This is a genomic window from Allobosea sp. 2KB_26, assembly GCF_052115715.1.
Classification (GTDB): Bacteria; Pseudomonadota; Alphaproteobacteria; order Rhizobiales; family Beijerinckiaceae; genus Allobosea.
In genome coordinates this window covers 1-18,078 of sequence record NZ_JBFRHE010000003.1, presented here as the reverse complement: position 1 = coordinate 18,078, position 18,078 = coordinate 1, and the positions used below count along the sequence as shown (strand labels likewise).

General features: G+C 65.4%; 17 protein-coding genes. 12 read left to right on the top strand and 5 right to left on the bottom strand.

Annotated features, from left to right (window positions below; genetic code table 11):
• Positions 1-7 precede the first annotated feature (7 nt).
• From AB4099_RS10910 to AB4099_RS10895, 4 genes are all read right to left on the bottom strand, one after another.
• On the bottom strand, positions 8-781 hold the full coding sequence (locus AB4099_RS10910; protein WP_441478080.1) for an ABC transporter permease: 774 nt from the start codon (positions 779-781) through the stop codon (positions 8-10).
• Positions 778-1,629, bottom strand: a complete 852-nt coding sequence (locus AB4099_RS10905) for an ABC transporter permease (RefSeq protein WP_441478079.1) — start codon at positions 1,627-1,629, stop codon at positions 778-780. The genes AB4099_RS10910 and AB4099_RS10905 overlap by 4 nt, the downstream gene beginning before the upstream one ends.
• Entirely contained in the window at positions 1,626-2,708 is a 1,083-nt protein-coding gene (locus tag AB4099_RS10900; protein WP_441478078.1) for an ABC transporter ATP-binding protein, read from the bottom strand. Before AB4099_RS10900 ends, AB4099_RS10905 begins: the two co-directional genes overlap by 4 nt.
• A gap of 134 nt (positions 2,709-2,842) precedes the next feature.
• Positions 2,843-3,868 carry an ABC transporter substrate-binding protein gene (locus AB4099_RS10895; protein ID WP_441478077.1) on the bottom strand — a complete coding sequence of 342 codons (1,026 nt, stop codon included), beginning with the start codon at positions 3,866-3,868 and terminating at the stop codon, positions 2,843-2,845.
• A gap of 219 nt (positions 3,869-4,087) precedes the next feature.
• Here AB4099_RS10895 and AB4099_RS10890 point away from each other — a divergent pair, with 219 nt between their 5' ends.
• Complete coding sequence (locus tag AB4099_RS10890; RefSeq protein ID WP_441478076.1) at positions 4,088-4,627, top strand: MarR family winged helix-turn-helix transcriptional regulator; 540 nt, start codon at positions 4,088-4,090, stop codon at positions 4,625-4,627.
• A gap of 209 nt (positions 4,628-4,836) precedes the next feature.
• Here the strand turns inward: AB4099_RS10890 and AB4099_RS10885 are convergent, their stop codons facing one another.
• A complete protein-coding gene (locus AB4099_RS10885; RefSeq protein ID WP_441478075.1) occupies positions 4,837-5,637 on the bottom strand; it encodes an IclR family transcriptional regulator in 801 nt (266 codons plus the stop codon).
• Positions 5,638-5,813: 176 nt separating this feature from the next.
• On the opposite strand from AB4099_RS10885, the gene AB4099_RS10880 reads away from it, so the two are divergent.
• The 11 genes from AB4099_RS10880 to AB4099_RS10830 form a co-directional block, all read left to right on the top strand.
• The gene (locus tag AB4099_RS10880; RefSeq protein WP_441478074.1) at positions 5,814-6,968 is read left to right on the top strand and encodes an ABC transporter substrate-binding protein; all 1,155 of its coding nucleotides are present in this window, start codon (positions 5,814-5,816) and stop codon (positions 6,966-6,968) included.
• A 120-nt stretch (positions 6,969-7,088) separates the two neighbouring features.
• On the top strand, positions 7,089-7,964 hold the full coding sequence (locus tag AB4099_RS10875) for a branched-chain amino acid ABC transporter permease (protein WP_113517455.1): 876 nt from the start codon (positions 7,089-7,091) through the stop codon (positions 7,962-7,964).
• A gap of 2 nt (positions 7,965-7,966) precedes the next feature.
• Positions 7,967-8,926, top strand: a complete 960-nt coding sequence (locus AB4099_RS10870) for a branched-chain amino acid ABC transporter permease (RefSeq protein WP_113517454.1) — start codon at positions 7,967-7,969, stop codon at positions 8,924-8,926.
• Positions 8,923-9,660, top strand: coding sequence for an ABC transporter ATP-binding protein (locus AB4099_RS10865; protein ID WP_441478073.1), 738 nt, complete (start codon positions 8,923-8,925; stop codon positions 9,658-9,660). Before AB4099_RS10870 ends, AB4099_RS10865 begins: the two co-directional genes overlap by 4 nt.
• Positions 9,647-10,354, top strand: a complete 708-nt coding sequence (locus tag AB4099_RS10860) for an ABC transporter ATP-binding protein (RefSeq protein ID WP_441478072.1) — start codon at positions 9,647-9,649, stop codon at positions 10,352-10,354. Before AB4099_RS10865 ends, AB4099_RS10860 begins: the two co-directional genes overlap by 14 nt.
• A 36-nt stretch (positions 10,355-10,390) precedes the next feature.
• Positions 10,391-11,707 (top strand): aspartate aminotransferase family protein, encoded by a 1,317-nt coding sequence (locus AB4099_RS10855; protein WP_113517451.1) that lies wholly within the window; start codon positions 10,391-10,393, stop codon positions 11,705-11,707.
• A gap of 98 nt (positions 11,708-11,805) precedes the next feature.
• On the top strand, positions 11,806-13,512 hold the full coding sequence (locus AB4099_RS10850; RefSeq protein ID WP_113517450.1) for a hydantoinase B/oxoprolinase family protein: 1,707 nt from the start codon (positions 11,806-11,808) through the stop codon (positions 13,510-13,512).
• Positions 13,513-13,514: 2 nt separating this feature from the next.
• Positions 13,515-15,560: a hydantoinase/oxoprolinase family protein gene (locus AB4099_RS10845; protein ID WP_441478451.1), complete on the top strand. Its 2,046-nt coding sequence runs from the start codon at positions 13,515-13,517 to the stop codon at positions 15,558-15,560.
• A 34-nt stretch (positions 15,561-15,594) separates the two neighbouring features.
• Positions 15,595-16,803, top strand: a complete 1,209-nt coding sequence (gene pcaF / locus AB4099_RS10840; protein WP_441478071.1) for a 3-oxoadipyl-CoA thiolase — start codon at positions 15,595-15,597, stop codon at positions 16,801-16,803.
• An 83-nt stretch (positions 16,804-16,886) separates the two neighbouring features.
• Complete coding sequence (locus tag AB4099_RS10835) at positions 16,887-17,597, top strand: CoA transferase subunit A (protein ID WP_441478450.1); 711 nt, start codon at positions 16,887-16,889, stop codon at positions 17,595-17,597.
• A partial coding sequence (locus AB4099_RS10830) for a 3-oxoacid CoA-transferase subunit B (protein ID WP_441478070.1) occupies positions 17,597-18,078 on the top strand: 482 nt, incomplete at its 3' end. The genes AB4099_RS10835 and AB4099_RS10830, both read left to right, overlap by 1 nt.

Genomic DNA, 18,078 nt, shown 5'->3' with positions numbered 1-18,078 from the left:
ACTCGCGTCAGACGAAGCGGTGGAAGCCGGCGCGGCGCTCGGCGATGAGCAGGACAATGCCGGTCGCGACGATGAGGAGGGTCGAGACGGCGGCGACGCTCGGGTCGATCCCCATCTCGACCGAGGAGAAGATCAGGACGGGCAGCGTCGTTTGGTTGGCTCCGATCAGGAAGATCGTCACCGGGACATTGTCGAGCGAGGTGATGAAGGCAAAAAGCGCACCGGCAACGAGGCCCGGCCGGATCAGCGGCAATGTGACGAGCCGGAAAGCTTCGAAACCCGTGGCGCCCAGCACCCGCGCCGCCTCCTCGACCGCGAGATCGAGGCCGCTCAGGCTGGCCAGCGCGGAGCGCACGATATAGGGCACGGTGATCACGACACGCAGGCCGGTCAGGCTGAAATACTGCAGCAGCGCCACGCCGATCACGACCGCGGGCAGGATCAGCGGGGCCATCAGGAACGAGGTGATCGCCTCCGAACCCGGCATGCTCTTGCGGAACAGCGCATAGGCGGCGGCGACGCCGAGCACGAGCGAGATCACGGTCGAGCCGCAAGCCAGGATCAGGCTCATCCGGATGGCGGAGAGATAGCTCGGGTCGCTCAGCACCTTGCCGAACCAGGCCAGCGTCAGGCCCTGCGGCGGAATGGTGAGATAGGATGTCGTCGAGAACGCCGCCAGCATGACGACGATCACCGGCACCTGCAGGAAGACGATGACCGCGAGTGCCGTCGTGGTGACGGCCAGGCCTGGCCGGTCGTCGCTGTCGGTTGCGCTAGTCATGCCATCCCCGCCCAACGCTTTGTCAGCCGGCTCGACAACCAGATTACGCCGATCGCCATGAAGGTCAGGGCGAAGGACAGCGCCGAACCGCTCGGCCAGTCGAGAAGCTGCATGAATTCGTCGTAGATCAGCGTCGCCATGACCTTGTAGGTCGGCCCGCCCAGCATGCGCGGCGTCACCAGCGCACTGATCGTCAGGACAAAGACCAGGATCGAACCGGCCAGGATGCCCGGCGCCGACAGGGGCAGCGTCACCGAGGTGAAGACATGCAGCCGGCTCGAGCCCAGCGTTGCCGCGGCCGATTCAACGTCGCGCGGCACGTTGCGGATCGCCGCGACCAGCATCAGCACCATGAAGGGCAGGTAGATATGCGTGAGGCCGATCATCAGCCCGGTCAGGTTGAACATCAGTTTCAGCGGCGCCGAGATCAGGCCGAGATCGATCAGCAGATTGTTCACCAGCCCGCGATTGGCGAGGAGGGCGATCCAGCCGAAGGAGCGCACGACGAGGTTCAGCATCATCGGGAAGATGACGAGCAGGATCAGCGGCACGCGCCAGCGTTCCGGGCCGCGCGCAATCAGATAGGCCAGTGGATAGCCCATCACCAGGCAGGCCAGCGTGACGAAGAGGCCGAGCCCCAGCGTCCGCCAGATCACCTCGCGGTAATAGTCGTCGGTGACGATGCGGGTGTAGTTCTCCAGCGTCCAGACGCCCTTCGCCAGGCCCGCGCCCGGCACATATTCGGCGAAGCTGGTCGGCAGCATCATCAGCACCGGCACCAAGAAGAATCCCGCCAGCACGAGCGCCAGAGGCGCGATCAGCATCAGGCCGTGCCGGGGCGCGATCACGCCGCGGTCCCTTCGGCGCTCATCGCAAAGACCGATGCGGGATCGATCGCGAGTGCGACCGGGCTACCGATCGCCAGTTCGGAATCGGGGCCGCTCGAGGGCGCCTCCGCGACGAGTTCGACCTGCTCGGCCAGTTTCACGACATATTGCACCCGCGCCCCGCTAAAGGAGCGCAGCGCGATCGTGCCGGCGAGCGCACCGGTTTCGGTGCCGTCGCGATGCAGCCGGATCGCCTCCTGCCGGATCACGATATCGACCTTCGCGCCTTCAGGCTGGTCGATCAGACTGGCGGGCAGCTTCAGCCCGCCGCCGAGGCTCAGCGTTCCTCCTGCCCCATTCCGCGACGCGACAGAGCCGGCGAGCCGGTTCGGTTTGCCGATGAAGCTTGCGACAAAGCCTGTCGCCGGGCGGTGATAGATGTCCTCGGGCGTCGCGAATTGCTGCATCACGCCCTTGGCCATGACGCCGACCCGATCCGACATCGACAGCGCCTCGCCCTGGTCATGCGTGACGAAGAGCGTGGTGATGCCGAGCCCGCGCTGCAGGCGCTTCAACTCGATCTGCATCTCGTCGCGCAGCTGCGCATCGAGATTGGACAGCGGTTCGTCGAAGAGGAGTACGCGCGGATGGGGGGCAAGTGCACGCGCTATCGCGACGCGCTGCTGTTGGCCGCCCGAAAGCTGGCGCGGATAACGCTCGCCAAAGGCGGCGAGCCGCACCATCGCGAGCGCTTCCTTGACCCGCTTCTCAAGTTCGGCCCCTGCGACCTTGCGCCGGCGCAGGCCGAAGGCGACGTTCTCGTAGACGGTGAGATGCGGAAACAGCGCATAGGACTGGAAAACAAGCCCGAGCCCGCGCTTGTTCGGCGGTAGCGCAGTGACGTCGTCGCTGCCGATCAGGATGCGGCCGCGGCTTGGCGTCACCAGCCCCGCGACCATGCGCAGGATCGTTGTCTTGCCGCAGCCAGAGGGGCCGAGCAGCGAAACGAACTCGCCCTCCTTGATCGCCAGCGAGACGTCCTGGACGACGGTGGCATCGCCATAGGATTTGCCCAGCCGTTCGAAGGTCAGCGCGCTCATCGGCTGCTCCTGTCTCTCGGAGTTCCAAAGCATCGGCCCGAAAACTGGATTGCGGTTTTCGGGGAAAGCCGATGCACACACAGAAGGTTAGATCATCTGACCGGATACGAGATCCGGTCCGATGATCTGCGGGATCAGCGCGCCACTTCGCGCTGCCAGCGACGTGTCCAGTTGGCCGTGTTCCTGGCGATGACCTCGGGATCGATGAACCAGGCCTTTTCGAGCGTTTCGCCGTTGGGGACGATCTTCTGGAGCTTGTCCGAGAGCTTCACCTTGGTGTTGACCGCGCCGATATAGGCGCGCTCGGAAAAGCAGGCCTGGCCATCGGCCGAGAGGATCTGGTCGAGGAATTTATGCGCCAGTTCCGACTTTGCCGTGCCCTTCGGGATGATCACCGCCGGCAGGATGCCGACTGCACCTTCCTTGGGATAGGCGACGGCGAGCGAAAGCCCCTTGTCGATGGCGACTCCGGCCCGGTCAGGATACCAGGGAGCGAGCGCAATCTCCTGCCGCTCGAACAACGAGAGGAGCTGATCAGCCTGGGTGTAGAGCACGGCTGAGCCCTTCGCGATGGGCTTCATCGCCTCGATCCCGGGGTCGACGTTGTCCAACGTGCCGCCCTTGATCTTGTTGAGTGCCAGCAGGAAATGCAGGCCGGACGTACCGCTGATATCGCCGATTGCGTATTTGCCGGCATAGGCCGGGTCGGCAAGGTCGAGCCAGGAGGTCGGCGGAGCCTTCACGAGCTTCGGATTGTAGACGAGCGCAGTCGCGCTCACCATGGCGACGACATAGCTGTCGTCCTTGCCCCAGGCCGAGGCGATCACGTCGCCTGCATTCGTCAGCTTCTTCCGGTCGATCGTCTCGTTGAGCTTCTCGCCATGCGTCTGAGCGGCCAGGGAGTTGTCGATATAGACGATATCCATATCGGGCTTGCCGGCGGTCGCGCGGATGGACGCGGCGAATTGCGAGGAATTGCCGAGCTTGAGCGCGACGGTTGCCCCGGTCGCCTTCTCGAAAGCGGCGATATGGCAGGCTTTGACGTTCTCGGCGAAGGAGCCTCCGAAGGCCCCGACGACCAGTTCCTCGGCATGGGCGGTCATGGAGAGGCCGGCGCTGAGAATGGCGGTGGCCGTCGCGAAGCGGAGCGTGAGGCGCATGGTCGTGTTTCCCCGTCTGTTGCGCAGCGCCCACCGCTGTCCCGCGGCTTCTCGGCGCGGAGGACAGGTCCCTCCTGTCCTCCGAAGCGGAGCATGACACGCTCCGATTTGTCTTTCAAGAAAGATAAATAAAAGATATTCTCATGTCGCCGACGGGGCCTGCCGCGCTTGCGTGGTGGCGCACATCATGGTCCGAAAGGCCTCTGCAGGAGGAATGGCATGCGCAACAACGCCCAGCGACGCATCGAGTCGGATGAGTCGGTTGCGCTCTGGGACAATGACCGCGTCGGGGCTGGCATGCAGCGCTGGCAGCGCGAGTTCGCGGATATCGATTGCTCCGGCAAGGCGGTGGTCGGTCGTCTGTTGCATCTGCATGAGGTCTTCCTCACCGCGATCAACCGGACCCTGGCCAAACATCGGCTGAAATATCCGGCCTTCGCCGTGCTCGCGACCTTGCGCGTCGAGGGCGCGCCTTACCGGATGTCCCCCAAGGCTCTGCTCGACTCGCTGATCCTGACCTCGGGCGGCTTGTCCAACCTGCTGCGCAAACTGGAGAAGGCTGGCCATATCAGGCGCATGGCTGACGAAACCGACGGGCGCGGCGTCATTGTCGAACTGACCGAGCGAGGCCGCGCCATCGTCGAACCGGCGATGCGCGATCACGCCGAGACCGAACGCCGGCTGGTCGCGGTGCTCTCTGCCGCCGATCAGCAGCAGGTCGGGCAGGCGCTGGGGCAGATGATGCTGGGAACCCGCTAGCGCGGACATGCTCCTGCTACGGGAGCGCGCCGTACTCTCGCATTGGGGCAGTCTGGTTTGAAAATGAGCCCGTTGTGGGGTGGCCTTTTTTCCGACCGTGATGGGGTTCGCCTACGGGCGGCGGAGCTGACCCATCTCTCACGTCGCAGCCGGATCTTGAGAAATTCAGAACATCCACTTTCGTCGCGTTGGGACGTACGAAGATCAGCTCATTCCGGAGCGGAAACAGCGGCTTGGTACATTTTTGTTCCTATTGATAACTTGTTCGCCAGGGCTCTGCTGGCTTCCATCAGTGCTGCGAGATGGTGCGGCAGCTTATCGCCCATGATGCGTTGTAGCGGACCGGTCATGCCGACCGAGTAGAGAACCAGACCGTCGCTCTGGCATACCGGCGCTGCGATCGCCGCCAGGCCCTCATCGATCTCGCCCACACAGGTGGCGTAGCCGCGGTCGCGAACCCGTGCGAATTCCTCCCTGATCCAGGCCTCGTCGCTGCGGGTATTCACGGTGAGCTTGGGCATCTCGGCAGCGAGGGCCTGGCGGATCAAGGCCTCGCTCTGATAGGCGATGATCGCCTTGCCGGTCGCTGCAGCGTGAGGAGGCATCTCGATGCCGGGCTGGACGTAGCTGCGCCAGCGCACCTCGGGAGCCTGCGACACTGCGACGAGGACGCGGCTGCCGACGAGCTTGGTGAGATAGCAGGCCTCGCCGGAATCCTCTGCAAGCGCGGCAAGTGTTGGACGAGCCAGCGCCTCGAGCCATCCGTCCTCGGCAGTGGCGTGAAGGATGCGCGAAAGGCGGGGGCCGACGGAATAGGCGCGCCCGCCTTGCCCGCCGCTGGCGAGCTCGGCCTTGACCAGCCCTTTCAGCAATCGGTGCGCCGTCGTCTTCGGCAGGTCGGACAGTGCCGCCACATCCGCAAGCGCAAGCCGGCCAGGAAAGGCAGCGATAATCTCCAGAAGCCTCAGATAGCGCTCCAGCGGGCTGTCCGCCTCCGTTTGGTCCGTCAACTGAGCCTCCATGTCCGATCCCGGTTGACAGGGTGGGGACGCGCTTCTACGTTCATATCGATTTACGGAACAGTATTCCGAAAATCGGAACGAGTCAAGCGATCTACGCGACGAGCGCCGTGTCGGCCCAGAGCTGCCGAGCAGGGGATCGAACGCGATGTCTGAGGGGACAAGTGATGACGATGACGATGACGAGGCAGGGGTTTCTACGGCTCGTATTGGCCGCGAGCGTCGCTCCGGTGGGTGCTGGGCTGGCTTTGGCTCAGCAGGGCGACATCCTGGTCGGGGCCACGGTACCGATCACGGGGCCGTTGTCGCTGACCGGAAAGCAGTATCACAATGCGCTGCAATTGGCCGAGCAGGACATCAATGCTGCAGGCGGCGTAAATGGCCGCAAGATCAAGATCGTCTTCGAAGACACGCAGGCGTCGAACAGCACGGCCGTGAATGCCTTCATGAAGCTGGCGCAGGAGACCAAACCTGCATTTTACTTCCTGTCGAGCTATTCGACGCAGAACCTCGCCACGTCACCTGAACTCAAGAAGATCGCTGTCCCGGCCATGTATGCCGGTGGAGCCGACATCGTCGCCGAGGGTGGGAATGAGTGGTTGTTCCGCGTGCGCCCGGCCGACGCGGTCTCGGCGCGCGGCATGGTGGAAGCCGCGAAGCTCCTCAATGCGAAGAAGCCCGGGATCATCTTCATCCAGAACGATTTCGGCCAGGGCGGCGCCCAGATCGCCGCCAAGCAGTTCGAGGCCGCCGGCACTCCTGTGGTCGGCATGGAGGCCTATGGTCAAAACGACAAGGATTTCTCCGCTCAGATGATCAGCCTGCGCGGCAAGGGGGCCGACGTCATCCTGCTGTTCAACTATCCGCAGGATGGCGCTCTTCTCCTCCGGCAGGCCAAGATGCTGGGCCTGAAGATGCCGCTGGTGACCTCGTCGGCCGCGCTGGTTCCGGCCGCACTGCAACTGATCTCGCCTGCGGATCTCGACAATGTCTGGGGTGTGGTCGACGCCTATATGGACCCCAGCGTCGGGGGGCGCATGGCGGAGTTCGTCGCACGCTACAAGAAGGCGTTCGGGATCGATCCGGATCCCTACGGTCTCGCCTATTACGACGGTGCCTTGATCATGGCCGAAGGCATGCGGAAGGTCGGCCTCGACCCGAAGGCGCTGCGCGACTGGCTGGTCAACCTCCGGGACTGGCCAGGAATCGGCCACGTCTACACTTTCGATGCGAAGGGCAACGGGGTGAGCGACCTTGCGATCGTCAAGGCCAGGTCGGGCACCAAGACGCTCGAACTGGTGAAAGCGGTCAAACTCGACTGACCATCGCGGAGGCTGGACCGGCCAGGCAGCCCTGTGCGCCTGGCCGCCCCAGCCGTCCGAAGTCGTCGCTGTGAGCCCTTGCTCGCAGTCAAAAGGATCGATCGAGACCGCGAGCGGGACATGGCCGATTTCATCCAACTCTTCATCAACGGGCTGGCGCTCGGCAGCGTCTATGCGCTCGCCGCGATCGGCTTCGTCATCGTCTATTCCGCCACGGGCGTGGTGAACTTTGCCGCCGGCCAATTCGTCATGTTCGGCACCTTCGCCGGTGTGGCCATGCTGGCCAATGCCGGGCTGCCCTGGCCGGTCGGCTATGCTGCTGCCCTCCTCGCGATGGCGGCATTCGGCGCCCTGTTCTTCATCGTCGTCTACTTGCCGCTGAGAACGAGTCCCGTGGTCACCGTGATCATCGGGACGGTCGCGGTCGGCATCGTCATGCAGAATGCGGCGCTGCTCGGCTTCGGGTCATGGCCGTTTCGCCTGGTTTCCCCGCTCGAGGGCATCACCATCGACATCGGCGGCGCGGCGATCTCCGCCCATGCGGCGATGGTGGTGGTCGTGACCGGTTTGCTCGTCGGACTGATCTGGCTGCTGTTCTATCGCACAGCGCTCGGCATCGGCATGCGTGCCGTTGCGCAAGATGTCGAGGCCGCACGGCTGATGGGTCTCAATGTCAATCGGCTGCTGGCCCTGTCCTGGATGCTTGCAGCCGTGCTTGCCGGCATTGCCGGACTTCTGCTCGGGCCGATGTGGTTCGCTGACGTCAATATGGGGGATCCGATTGCGCTCAAGGCCTTCGCGGCGACGATCATCGGTGGCTTCGGCAGCCTGCCAGGTGCGATTGCCGGCGGATTGTTCGTCGGCCTGACCGAACTGCTCGGCGCGTCCTACCTCTCGTCGGCCTACAAGGATCTGATCGCGTTTGCCGTGATGATCCTGTTCCTGCTGGTGCGCCCGCAAGGCGTCTTCGGCGAACGCATCCAGGACAGGGGCTGACCATGCGCCGCTATCACAGTCTCCTCGCCGCCGTGGCGATCCTCGCGCTCGGCGGCCTGCTCTCCCTCGTGCTGGCCGATTATCGGCTGCGGTTGCTGAACGTCTCGGTCATTTCGGCGATTGCCGTCATCGGCTTCAACTTCGCGTTCGGCCTTGCCGGCCTGATCTCGCTCGGCCATGCCGCCTTCGTCGGGCTGGGGGCCTATACCTTGGCGATCCTGAGCACGGCATTCGGCTGGTCGCCATGGTTGGCCATTCCCGTCGCGATCCTGGTCACGACGCTGTTCGCCGGGCTGATCGGCTATCCCCTGCTACGGCTGCGCGGGCATTATCTCGCCCTTGCGACGCTGGGACTGAATGTCAGCTTCACCATCGTCGTGACCAACTGGATTTCGCTGACGGGGGGAACCAACGGCATCTCCGGCATTCCCGAGCTTCGCCTTGGCGCATTTGCCTTCAACGACGAGCGGCGCTTCCTGTGGCTCGGCCTGGTGCTGCTTGCCCTCTGCGCCGCCTTTGCGGTCACATTGCAGCGCTCCCGGTATGGGCGAGCGATGATGGCGGTGCGCGACGATGAAACGGCGGCGCGGATGACCGGCATCGACGTCACCCGGGTGAAGATCACCGCCTTGTGCCTCTCGGCGGCGTTCGCTGCGCTCTCGGGCACGTTGTTTGCCACCCATGTCCGCTTCGTCGCCCCGGAGGATTTCAACTACGCGCACTCCATCATCTACCTCGCGATGCTGATCGTCGGCGGCGAGGGGGCTGTGGCAGGGGCGGTCATCGGTGCAGCGCTGCTGACCTTCCTCCCGGAATGGCTGCGATTTCTCGGCGACGCCTATCTCGCATTCTTCGGTCTGATGCTTCTCGCCATCCTGATCTTTCTCCCCACCGGCCTGGTCGGGCTCGCGGCCCAGCTGCGTCGGCTCGGCGGGCACCGCGAAGCGGAGACGACGTCATGACTCTGCTCCACGCCACCGCCATCTCGAAGCGCTATGGCGGCCTGATGGCCCTCTCCGAGGTCGATTTCCGCGTGGCGCCGGGCGAATTCGTCGCCGTGATCGGGCCCAATGGCGCCGGCAAGTCGACTTTCCTCAACGTCCTGACCGGACTGACTCCACCCAGTGCCGGCAGGGTCCTGTTCGACGGGCGCGACGTCACCCGGGCGCCGACGCATCGACGGATTCGCGCAGGCCTCGGGCGGACTTTCCAGCACGGCCGGCTCTTTGCCCGCCTGAGCGTGCTTGAGAACGTCATGACCGGTGCGGCGATCCGCACCGACCGCACCGAGAGCCAGCTCCGCGCGCTCTCCTTGGGGATGCTGGATCGGATGGGGCTGGTGGGCGAGGCGCACCGAGCCGTCGGCTCCTTGTCCTATGGCCAGCGCCGCATGGTGGAACTCTGCCGCGCGCTCGCCTGCGGACCGAGACTGTTGCTGCTCGACGAACCGGCTGCGGGGCTCAACCTCGGCGAGGTCGAGCAGCTGATGGCACGGCTGACGGCGCTCCGCGCCGAACAGGAGCTCGCGGTCGTTCTTATCGAGCACAACATGGGGATGGTCATGCGGCTCGCCCAGCGCATCCTCGTGCTCAATTTCGGCTGCCGCATCGCCGAAGGATCGCCGGCAGAGGTGCAATCCGATCCCGCCGTTCTCTCGGCATATCTCGGCGAGGGCTACGGCAATGCTCAGCACTGACAAGCTCGTCGTCGCCTATGGCGGCAGCGTTGCACTGCATGGTGTCTCGCTGCGGATCGGGGGAGGCGAGACGATCGCGCTGATCGGGGCCAATGGCGCGGGGAAGACGACCCTGCTTCGTGCCATATCGGGCTTGAATCCGGTCCGCTCCGGCTCGATCCATTTCGACGGCCGGCCGCTGGGAACGCTCGCAAGCGAGAAGCGCGTCAGCCTCGGCATCGCGCAGGCGCCGGAGGGGCGCAGGGTTTTCCCGGGTCTGACCGTCGAGGAGAACCTGATCCTCGGCACGACGCCATGGCGCCGCTGGGGCCAGTCCCCGGCAAAGGACCTGGAACGGGTCTTCGACCTGTTTCCCCGGCTGAAGGAGCGGCGCAGCCAGCTTGGCTGGTCGCTCTCCGGCGGCGAGCAGCAGATGCTGGCGATCGGCCGCGCCTTGATGGCGCGACCGCGGCTTCTGCTGCTCGACGAGCCATCGCTCGGATTGGCGCCGCGCCTCGCGGAGGAGGTCTATGAGCGCATCAGGCAGATCGCTGCGGCCGGGCTGACCATCCTGGTCGTGGAACAGAATACGGTCCTGGCTCTCGCCGTAGCCGATCGCGGCTACGTGCTGGAGAACGGCCGCGTCGTGCTCGAAGGCCGCGCCGCCGAACTGAAACGGGATGCCCGCGTTCGCGAAGCCTATCTCGGCCGCTGAGCGAGACGTTTGCGAGACGATTGAAGGAGACGATCGATGACGTATCCAGCCCCAACCTCCCGATCGCGCGAGCTCTATGCGCGGGCACAGAAGAGCCTGCCGGGAGGTAATACCCGCACCACCGTGTTCATGAAGCCCCATCCGCTTTACGCCGCGCGCGGCGAAGGCTGCCGGGTCACCGATGTCGATGGCGTGGCGCGCATCGACTGCATCAACAATTTCACGGCCTTGATCCATGGGCACGCGCATCCCGTGCTGGTCGAGGCGGCGACCCGGCAGATCGCGCTCGGCAGCGCCTTCGGCATGCCGACGGAATCGGAAATCCTGCTCGCCGAGCTCATTGCCGCGCGGCTTGCGAGCGTCGACCATGTCCGCTTCTGCAATTCCGGCTCGGAAGCCGTGATGATGGCGCTCAAGGCGGCGCGGGCCTTCACGGGGCGGCCGAAGATCGCCAAGTGCGAAGGCGCCTATCACGGCTCCTACGACTATGCCGAAGTGAGTCTCGACCCGTCGCCCGCGGATTGGGGCGGCAATGCTCCGGTATCGGTCGCCTATGCAAAGGGCACGCCCGCAAACGTTCTGGCGGACACGCTCACCATCCCCTTCAATGATATCGACGCGGCGGTCAGCCTGATCCGCGAACACGGCTCGGAGCTTGCCTGCATCCTGGTCGATCCGATGCCCAACCGTGCCGGGCTCGTTCCCGCCGACAAGGCCTATCTCCAGGCGTTGCGCGAGGTTTCGCGCGAGGTCGGCGCGCTGCTGATCTTTGACGAGGTCATCACCTTCCGCCTCGGCTTTCATGGCGCCCAGGGGCTTTGGGGCATCGAGCCGGACCTGACGACGCTCGGCAAGATCATCGGCGGCGGTTTCCCGGTGGGGGCTGTCGCCGGCGGCGCTGCGTTCATGGCGGTCTTCGATCCGACTGAGGGCAAGCCGGCGCTGCCCCATGGCGGCACATTCTCCGCCAACCCGGTGACGATGATGGCCGGACTTGCCGCCATGGATTTGCTCGACGCTGCGGCTTTTGCGCGGCTCGATGCGATCGGCGATCGGTTGCGTTCGGGAACCAACGAGGCGTTTTCCCGTCATGGCGTGCCTGGGCGCGCCGTCGGCATGGGTTCGCTCGCCAAGATCCATTTCACCGACAGGCCAGTGCGCGACTACCGAAGCGCCTATGCGGGGCCGGAGGAAACGGCCCGGATGGCGCACTTCAATCGCGGCCTGCTCGACCGCGGTGTGCTCGCCGCCGGCTATGGCCTGATCGCGCTGTCGACCCCGATGACCGATGCCGACATCGAGATCGTGGTCTCGGCGATCTCGGAAGCGGTCGCAGACGTCGCCGCCATGTAGCCGGCACCGCCGACCCTTCGCATCCCCAATTGCAGCCGTTTCAGGTGGCGTATCACTGCGCCACACGGTCTCCTGCGTCCGAATAGAAGGCATCACCCATGTCAGCCATGGTCGATCCGATCACCCGTTCCGTCGTCCAGCACCGGCTCTCCTCCATCGTGACCGAGATGGGCGAGGCTATGCTGCGCACCTCCTATTCCCAGATCCTGAACTCCAGCCGGGACTTCTCGATCGGCATCTGCGACACGCGCTCGCGGCTGATCGCACAGGCCGATCATATTCCGGTCCATGTCGGCGCCTTGCCCTGGGCGACGCGCGCCATCGAAGCGCGCTTCAAGGACGTCGTGCCGGGCGACGTGTTCCTGCTGAACGACCCCTATCACGGCGGCAGCCACCTGCCGGACCTCACCGCCTTCGTGCCGGTATTCGCCGAGGGGCAGCGCATGCTCTGGACGATCGTGCGCGCTCATCAAAGCGACATCGGCGGAGCGACGCATGGCGGTTACAACCCGCAGGCCACGGAGATCTGGCAGGAAGGGCTGCGCGTGCCGCCCTTGCGGCTCTATGAGGCCGGCAAGCTGCGAGACGATCTGCTCGACATGCTGGCGCTGAACGTGCGCAACGGCCGTGACTTCCGTGGCGATCTTGCCGCCATGGTCGGCGCCGCCAATCTCGGTCGGCGGCGTCTCGACCGTCTCTTCGGCGAGTTCGGGCGCGCGATGGTCGAAGCGGCGATGGAAGGCATCCTGGATGCCGCCGAACAGCAGGCGCGCCAGGTCGTTTCCGGCTGGAAGGACGGGGTCTATCACGGCGAGGCTTTTCTCGACGATGACGGGCGCGGCCGGCAGGATCTGCGCATCGCGGCCAAGGTCACCAAGCGCGGCAGCGACATCGAGGTCGATCTGAGCGACTCCGACCCGCAGACCGAGAGTTTCGTCAATTCCTCCCACGCCAACACCCAGGCGGCGGTGGCGATGGCCTTCGCCTATCTGATCGACCCGGAGACACCGAAGAACGATGGGGCACTGCGCCCACTCACGGTCGTGGCCAGACAGGGCACCATCGTCTGGGCCGACCCCGACCGCCCGGTGACGATGTGCACCAGCCACCCCTCCAACGAGATCGTCGAGGCGGTCATCAAGGCGCTTTCGACCTGCTGCCCGGACCGGGCGATGGCCGGCTGGAGCCGCCGCTTTCGCATGGCGATCCAGGGGGAGGATCCGCGCAACGGCCATCGCTTCATCTGGCACATGTTTCAGGCGCGCCCAGGCGGCGGTGCGTCCCCCGGCGGCGACGGCTGGTCATCGATCGGTGAATGGCACACGGCCGGAGGCATCAAGTTCGGCTCGATCGAAGTCGCGGAGGTGCGCTTCCCGCTTCATTTCCGGCATCACGAGTTCCGGGCGGATTCGGGCGGCCGCGGCCAGCATCGCGGCGGGCTCGGCGTCGCGCTCGATCTCGAACTCGAGATTGCGAAAGGCGCGCTCGCCAATACCGCAGGCGATGGCGTCCGGCACGGCGCCTGCGGCTTGCTGGGCGGCGAAGATGGCGCGCCTCACAACTACCGGTTGCTCTCCGCCGGCAAGCCGCCGCGGCCCTTGAAGACCAAGGAGGTCGGCATCGTGCTGTCGCCCGGCGATGTGCTGGAAATCCGATCCGCTGGCGGCGGTGGCTGGGGACCAGCCGACAGGCGGGACGGGGCCGCGCTCGCGCGCGACCGTGTCCAAGACCTGACGACCCAAGAACTCACGACAGACGCCCTCAGGCGTGAAGACCTCACGACCGATACCCGGAAGGACATGTGACGATGTACACGATCGGCATTGATGTCGGCGGAACCTTCACCGATCTCGTCGCGATTGGCCCGGATCAAGGCGCCGTCTTCGCCAAGTCTCCCTCGACGCCCTCTGACCAGTCGCTTGGGGTCATGACGGGGCTCGCGGAACTGGCTGGAAAGCTCGGGCTCGATCGATCCGCCCTGCTGGCGAGGACCACGCGTCTCGTCCACGGCACGACCGTCGCCACCAATGCGCTGCTCGAGCGGAAGGGGGCGAAGGTTGCGCTGCTCACGACGGAGGGCCATCGCGATATTCTGGAAATGCGCGAAGGTCTCAAGGGCGACCGCTACGACCTGCGGACGCCGCCGCCGGAGCCGCTGGTGCCGCGCGAGCGGCGCTTCGGCGTGCGCGAGCGGCTTGGGCCGGATGGCGCGGTTCGAATCCCGCTCGACGAGGCGTCGCTCAGCGAGGCCATCGACGCCATCCGCCGGTCCGACGCGACCTCGGTTGCCGTGTGCTATCTGCACGCCTATCGCAATCCCGCTCACGAGATCGCCACTGTCGAGCGTCTGCGCCGCGAGCTGCCGGACATTTATGTCTCGCGTTCGAGTGATGTCTGGCCGCAGATCAAAGAGTTCGAACGGGTCTCGACGACGGTGGTCAACAGCTATGTCGGACCAGCGGTTCAACATTATCTCGGCAACCTCGAGCGTCGGCTTGCCGAGGCAGGCTTTGCCGAAAGCCTGTTCATCATCCTCTCGCATGGCGGGATGGCTCCCATCGAGGAAGCGTCGCGCCTCGCCGCAGGAACCGTTCTGTCGGGTCCCGCGGGCGGAATTTCCGGCTGCCGGCGCTGCGCCGAACTCCTTGGCGTTGCCGACCTCATCCCGTTCGACATGGGCGGCACCAGCACCGATATCTCCCTGATCGCGGATGGCCGCGCGATGCTCACCGCCGATGCCGGGCTCGCCGGCGAGCGCATTGCGCTGCGCAGCCTCGACATCGCCAGCATCGCAGCCGGCGGCGGCTCGATCGCCTCGGTCGATGCCGGCGGAACGCTGCATGTCGGCCCGGCCAGTGCGGGGTCCCAACCCGGTCCGGCCTGCTACGGCAACGGCGGAACTGCGGCGACCGTCACTGACGCCAATGTCGTGCTGGGCTATCTCGGCGCCGAGACCTTCATGGGCGGCCGCCGCCGGCTCGACAGATCGGCTGCCGAGGCGGCGGTCGGCAAGATCGGCAGGGCACTCGGCGTCTCGCTCGAACAGGCGGCGGCCGGAATCCACCGCATGGTCAATCTCGGCATGGCGGATGGAATCCGGCTCATGACATTGCGGCGTGGCGTCGACCCTCGGCGCTTTGCCATGGTCAGCTTCGGCGGTGCAGCCGGCTTGCATGCGGTCGAGGTCGCCCGGGAGCTGGAAATCCCGCGTGTCATCGTTCCGGTGGCCGCCTCGGTCCTGTCCGCCTGGGGCATGCTCGCGAGCGATCTGCGCTACGAGGTCGGCCGGACCAGTATCGGCACGGCCCGGGTCGGCGCCGAGACGATCCGAGCGGTCGTCGCCGAGCTGGAATCCGTCGCGATGAGCCGCATGAAGGCCTGGTTCGAGGGGCCCGTGCGGATCGAGCGCTCGGCCGAGATGCGCTATGGCGAGCAGATCTTCGAGATCGACGTCGACCTCGATGGCATCGAGCTGGCCGCTCCGGATCTGGTCGAGCAGATCGACCGGCGCTTTCACCAGCGCCATGAGGATCTCTACACCTATGCCTCGCCCGATCAGGAGGTCGTCTTCGTCAATGCCCGCGTCTCGGCGGTGGGCGACGTGCCCCGGATCAGCGAGAGCGGAGCGGCCGAGGCATCGGCCGGCACCGCGAAACCTAAGGGCGTGAGATCGGTCTATCTCGGCGGTCCGGCAGAGGTTCCGGTCTATGACTTCGCCTCTCTGGGACCGAACCATCGCATCGCGGGACCGGCCTTGATCGAATCTGAAACGACGACGATTCTGATCGGGCGCACCGATAGTTTGCGTGTAAATGCGTTGGGTTGGCTCGATATCGAGATCGGGCGCGGCTAATTCTGTGCGATGGCGAGACCAGGCGGGAACATCGATGACTGAAGCTTTCATCTGCGATTTCGTGCGCACGCCGATCGGCCGCTTCGGCGGCTCGCTGGCATCGGTTCGGGCGGACGATCTCGGCGCCGAGCCGCTGAAGGCGCTGATCGCCCGCAATGAGGGGCTCGACCCGGCCGCGATCGACGAGGTGATCTTCGGTTGCGCCAACCAGGCCGCCGAGGACAATCGCAATGTTGCGCGCATGGCGCTGCTGCTCGCCGGTCTGCCGGTCAGCCTGCCCGGTACGACGATCAACCGGCTGTGCGGATCGGGCATGGATGCGATCATCATGGCGGCGCGTTCGATCAAGGCCGGTGAGGCCGATCTCGTCATCGCCGGCGGGGTCGAGAGCATGAGCCGCGCGCCGTTCGTCATGCCGAAGGCCGAAAGTGCCTACTCACGCAATGCCGAGATCTACGACACCACGATCGGATGGCGCTTCGTCAATCCGCGGATGAAAGCCCAGTACGGCATCGACTCGATGCCGGAGACCGGTGAAAACGTCGCAGCCGACTACAAGGTCAGCCGGGAGGCTCAGGATGCCTTCGCCCTGCGTTCGCAGCAGAAGGCGGTGGCGGCACAGAACAATGGCCGCCTGGCGAGGGAGATCGTGCCGGTGCTGATTCCGCAGCGGAAGGGCGATCCGATCCGCGTCGAGAGCGACGAACATCCGCGCGGCGACACGACACTGGAGAAGCTCGCCAGGCTGCCAACCCCGTTCCGGAAGGAGGGCGGCACCGTCACGGCGGGAAACGCGTCGGGCGTCAATGACGGCGCTGCGGCCCTGATCATCGCCTCGGAGCAGGCGATGCGCCGGCATGGCCTGACGCCGCTGGCCCGCATCGTCGCGGGAGCGACCGCCGGCGTGCCGCCGCGCATCATGGGCATCGGCCCGGCGCCTGCAACGCAGCGGCTCTGCGAGCGCACCGGCCTCACGCCGGCCGATTTCGACGTGATCGAACTGAACGAGGCCTTTGCCAGCCAGGGGATTGCGGTGCTGCGCGAACTCGGCATCCCGGAAGAGGCCGATTTCGTCAATCCGAATGGCGGCGCGATCGCGCTCGGCCATCCGCTCGGCATGTCGGGGGCGCGCATCACGGGGACAGCGGCGCTCGAACTCGCGCTGACCGGCAAGCGTCGCGCCCTGGCGACGATGTGCATTGGCGTCGGGCAAGGCATCGCGGTCGCGCTTGAACGGGCCTGAACGCATTTCAGTGAGCCCTGTCATCGCTGCCGGACCGCGGCTCCGCTGTGGGCCCGGCCGGGTGCAGGGCAGAGAGGAACATGATGGCAGACAAAATCTATGACAGTCCGGCGGCGGCGCTCGAAGGCGTCCTGTTCGATGGGATGACGATCATGTCGGGCGGGTTCGGGCTGTCCGGCAATCCCGAGAGCCTGATCCCGGAGATACGCCGGTCCGGGGTGAAGGGGCTCACCGTGATCTCCAACAATGCCGGGGCCGACGGCTTCGGCCTCTGGATGTTGCTGCAGACCCGGCAGATCGCGAAGATGATCGCGTCCTATGTCGGCGAGAACAAGCTGTTCGAGCAGCAGTATCTTTCAGGTGAACTGGAACTCGAGCTCAATCCGCAAGGGACGCTGGCCGAGCGCATCCGCGCGGGAGGAGCGGGTATCCCGGCCTTCTATACCAGAACTGGCGTCGGCACTGTCGTGGCGGAAGGCAAGCCGGTCGAAGAATTCGAGGGACAGCTCTATGTCCGCGAAACCTGGTTGAGGGCGGACCTGGCGATCATCAAGGCCTGGAAGGCCGATACCGCCGGCAATCTCGTTTTCCGCCGCACAGCGCGCAACTTCAACCCGAACATGGCAACAGCCGCCAAGGTGACGGTGGTCGAGGTCGAGGAGATCGTCGCAGCCGGCAGTCTCGATCCAGAGGCCATCCACACGCCCGGTATCTATGTCGACCGGATCGTCACCAGCACAATCAACGAGAAGCGGATCGAGAAGCTGACTGTCCGCAAGAGGGAGGCCGTCTGATGCCCTGGACCCGCGAAGAGATGGCTGCCCGCGCCGCGCGCGAGCTGCAGGACGGCTTCTACGTCAATCTCGGCATCGGCATCCCGACGCTGGTGGCAAACTACATCCCCGCCGGCATCAACGTGACGCTGCAATCCGAGAATGGCATGCTGGGCATGGGACCCTTCCCATTCGAGGGGGAGGCGGATCCCGATCTGATCAATGCCGGAAAGCAGACGATCACATTGCTGCCCGAAACCAGCTTCTTCTCCTCGGCCGACTCGTTCGCGATGATCCGCGGCGGCCATATCGACCTCACTATTCTCGGCGCGATGGAAGTGGCAGCCAATGGCGACATCGCCAACTGGACCATCCCCGGCAAGATGGTGAAGGGCATGGGCGGCGCCATGGACCTGGTCGCGGGCGTCAAGAAGGTCGTCGTCGTGATGGAACATGCCAACAAGCATGGCGATCCAAAAATCCTCGAACGCTGCACCTTGCC

Excerpts from the sequence above, each read along its gene's own strand:
- AB4099_RS10910 (WP_441478080.1), bottom strand. The coding sequence starts at position 781 with ATGACTAGCGCAACCGACAGCGACGACCGGCCAGGCCTGGCCGTCACC.
- AB4099_RS10900 (WP_441478078.1), bottom strand. The coding sequence starts at position 2,708 with ATGAGCGCGCTGACCTTCGAACGGCTGGGCAAATCCTATGGCGATGCC.
- AB4099_RS10895 (WP_441478077.1), bottom strand. The coding sequence starts at position 3,868 with ATGCGCCTCACGCTCCGCTTCGCGACGGCCACCGCCATTCTCAGCGCC.
- AB4099_RS10890 (WP_441478076.1), top strand. The coding sequence starts at position 4,088 with ATGCGCAACAACGCCCAGCGACGCATCGAGTCGGATGAGTCGGTTGCG.
- AB4099_RS10880 (WP_441478074.1), top strand. The coding sequence starts at position 5,814 with ATGACGATGACGATGACGAGGCAGGGGTTTCTACGGCTCGTATTGGCC.
- AB4099_RS10875 (WP_113517455.1), top strand. The coding sequence starts at position 7,089 with ATGGCCGATTTCATCCAACTCTTCATCAACGGGCTGGCGCTCGGCAGC.
- AB4099_RS10870 (WP_113517454.1), top strand. The coding sequence starts at position 7,967 with ATGCGCCGCTATCACAGTCTCCTCGCCGCCGTGGCGATCCTCGCGCTC.
- AB4099_RS10865 (WP_441478073.1), top strand. The coding sequence starts at position 8,923 with ATGACTCTGCTCCACGCCACCGCCATCTCGAAGCGCTATGGCGGCCTG.
- AB4099_RS10860 (WP_441478072.1), top strand. The coding sequence starts at position 9,647 with ATGCTCAGCACTGACAAGCTCGTCGTCGCCTATGGCGGCAGCGTTGCA.
- AB4099_RS10855 (WP_113517451.1), top strand. The coding sequence starts at position 10,391 with ATGACGTATCCAGCCCCAACCTCCCGATCGCGCGAGCTCTATGCGCGG.
- AB4099_RS10850 (WP_113517450.1), top strand. The coding sequence starts at position 11,806 with ATGTCAGCCATGGTCGATCCGATCACCCGTTCCGTCGTCCAGCACCGG.
- AB4099_RS10845 (WP_441478451.1), top strand. The coding sequence starts at position 13,515 with ATGTACACGATCGGCATTGATGTCGGCGGAACCTTCACCGATCTCGTC.
- pcaF (WP_441478071.1), top strand. The coding sequence starts at position 15,595 with ATGACTGAAGCTTTCATCTGCGATTTCGTGCGCACGCCGATCGGCCGC.
- AB4099_RS10835 (WP_441478450.1), top strand. The coding sequence starts at position 16,887 with ATGGCAGACAAAATCTATGACAGTCCGGCGGCGGCGCTCGAAGGCGTC.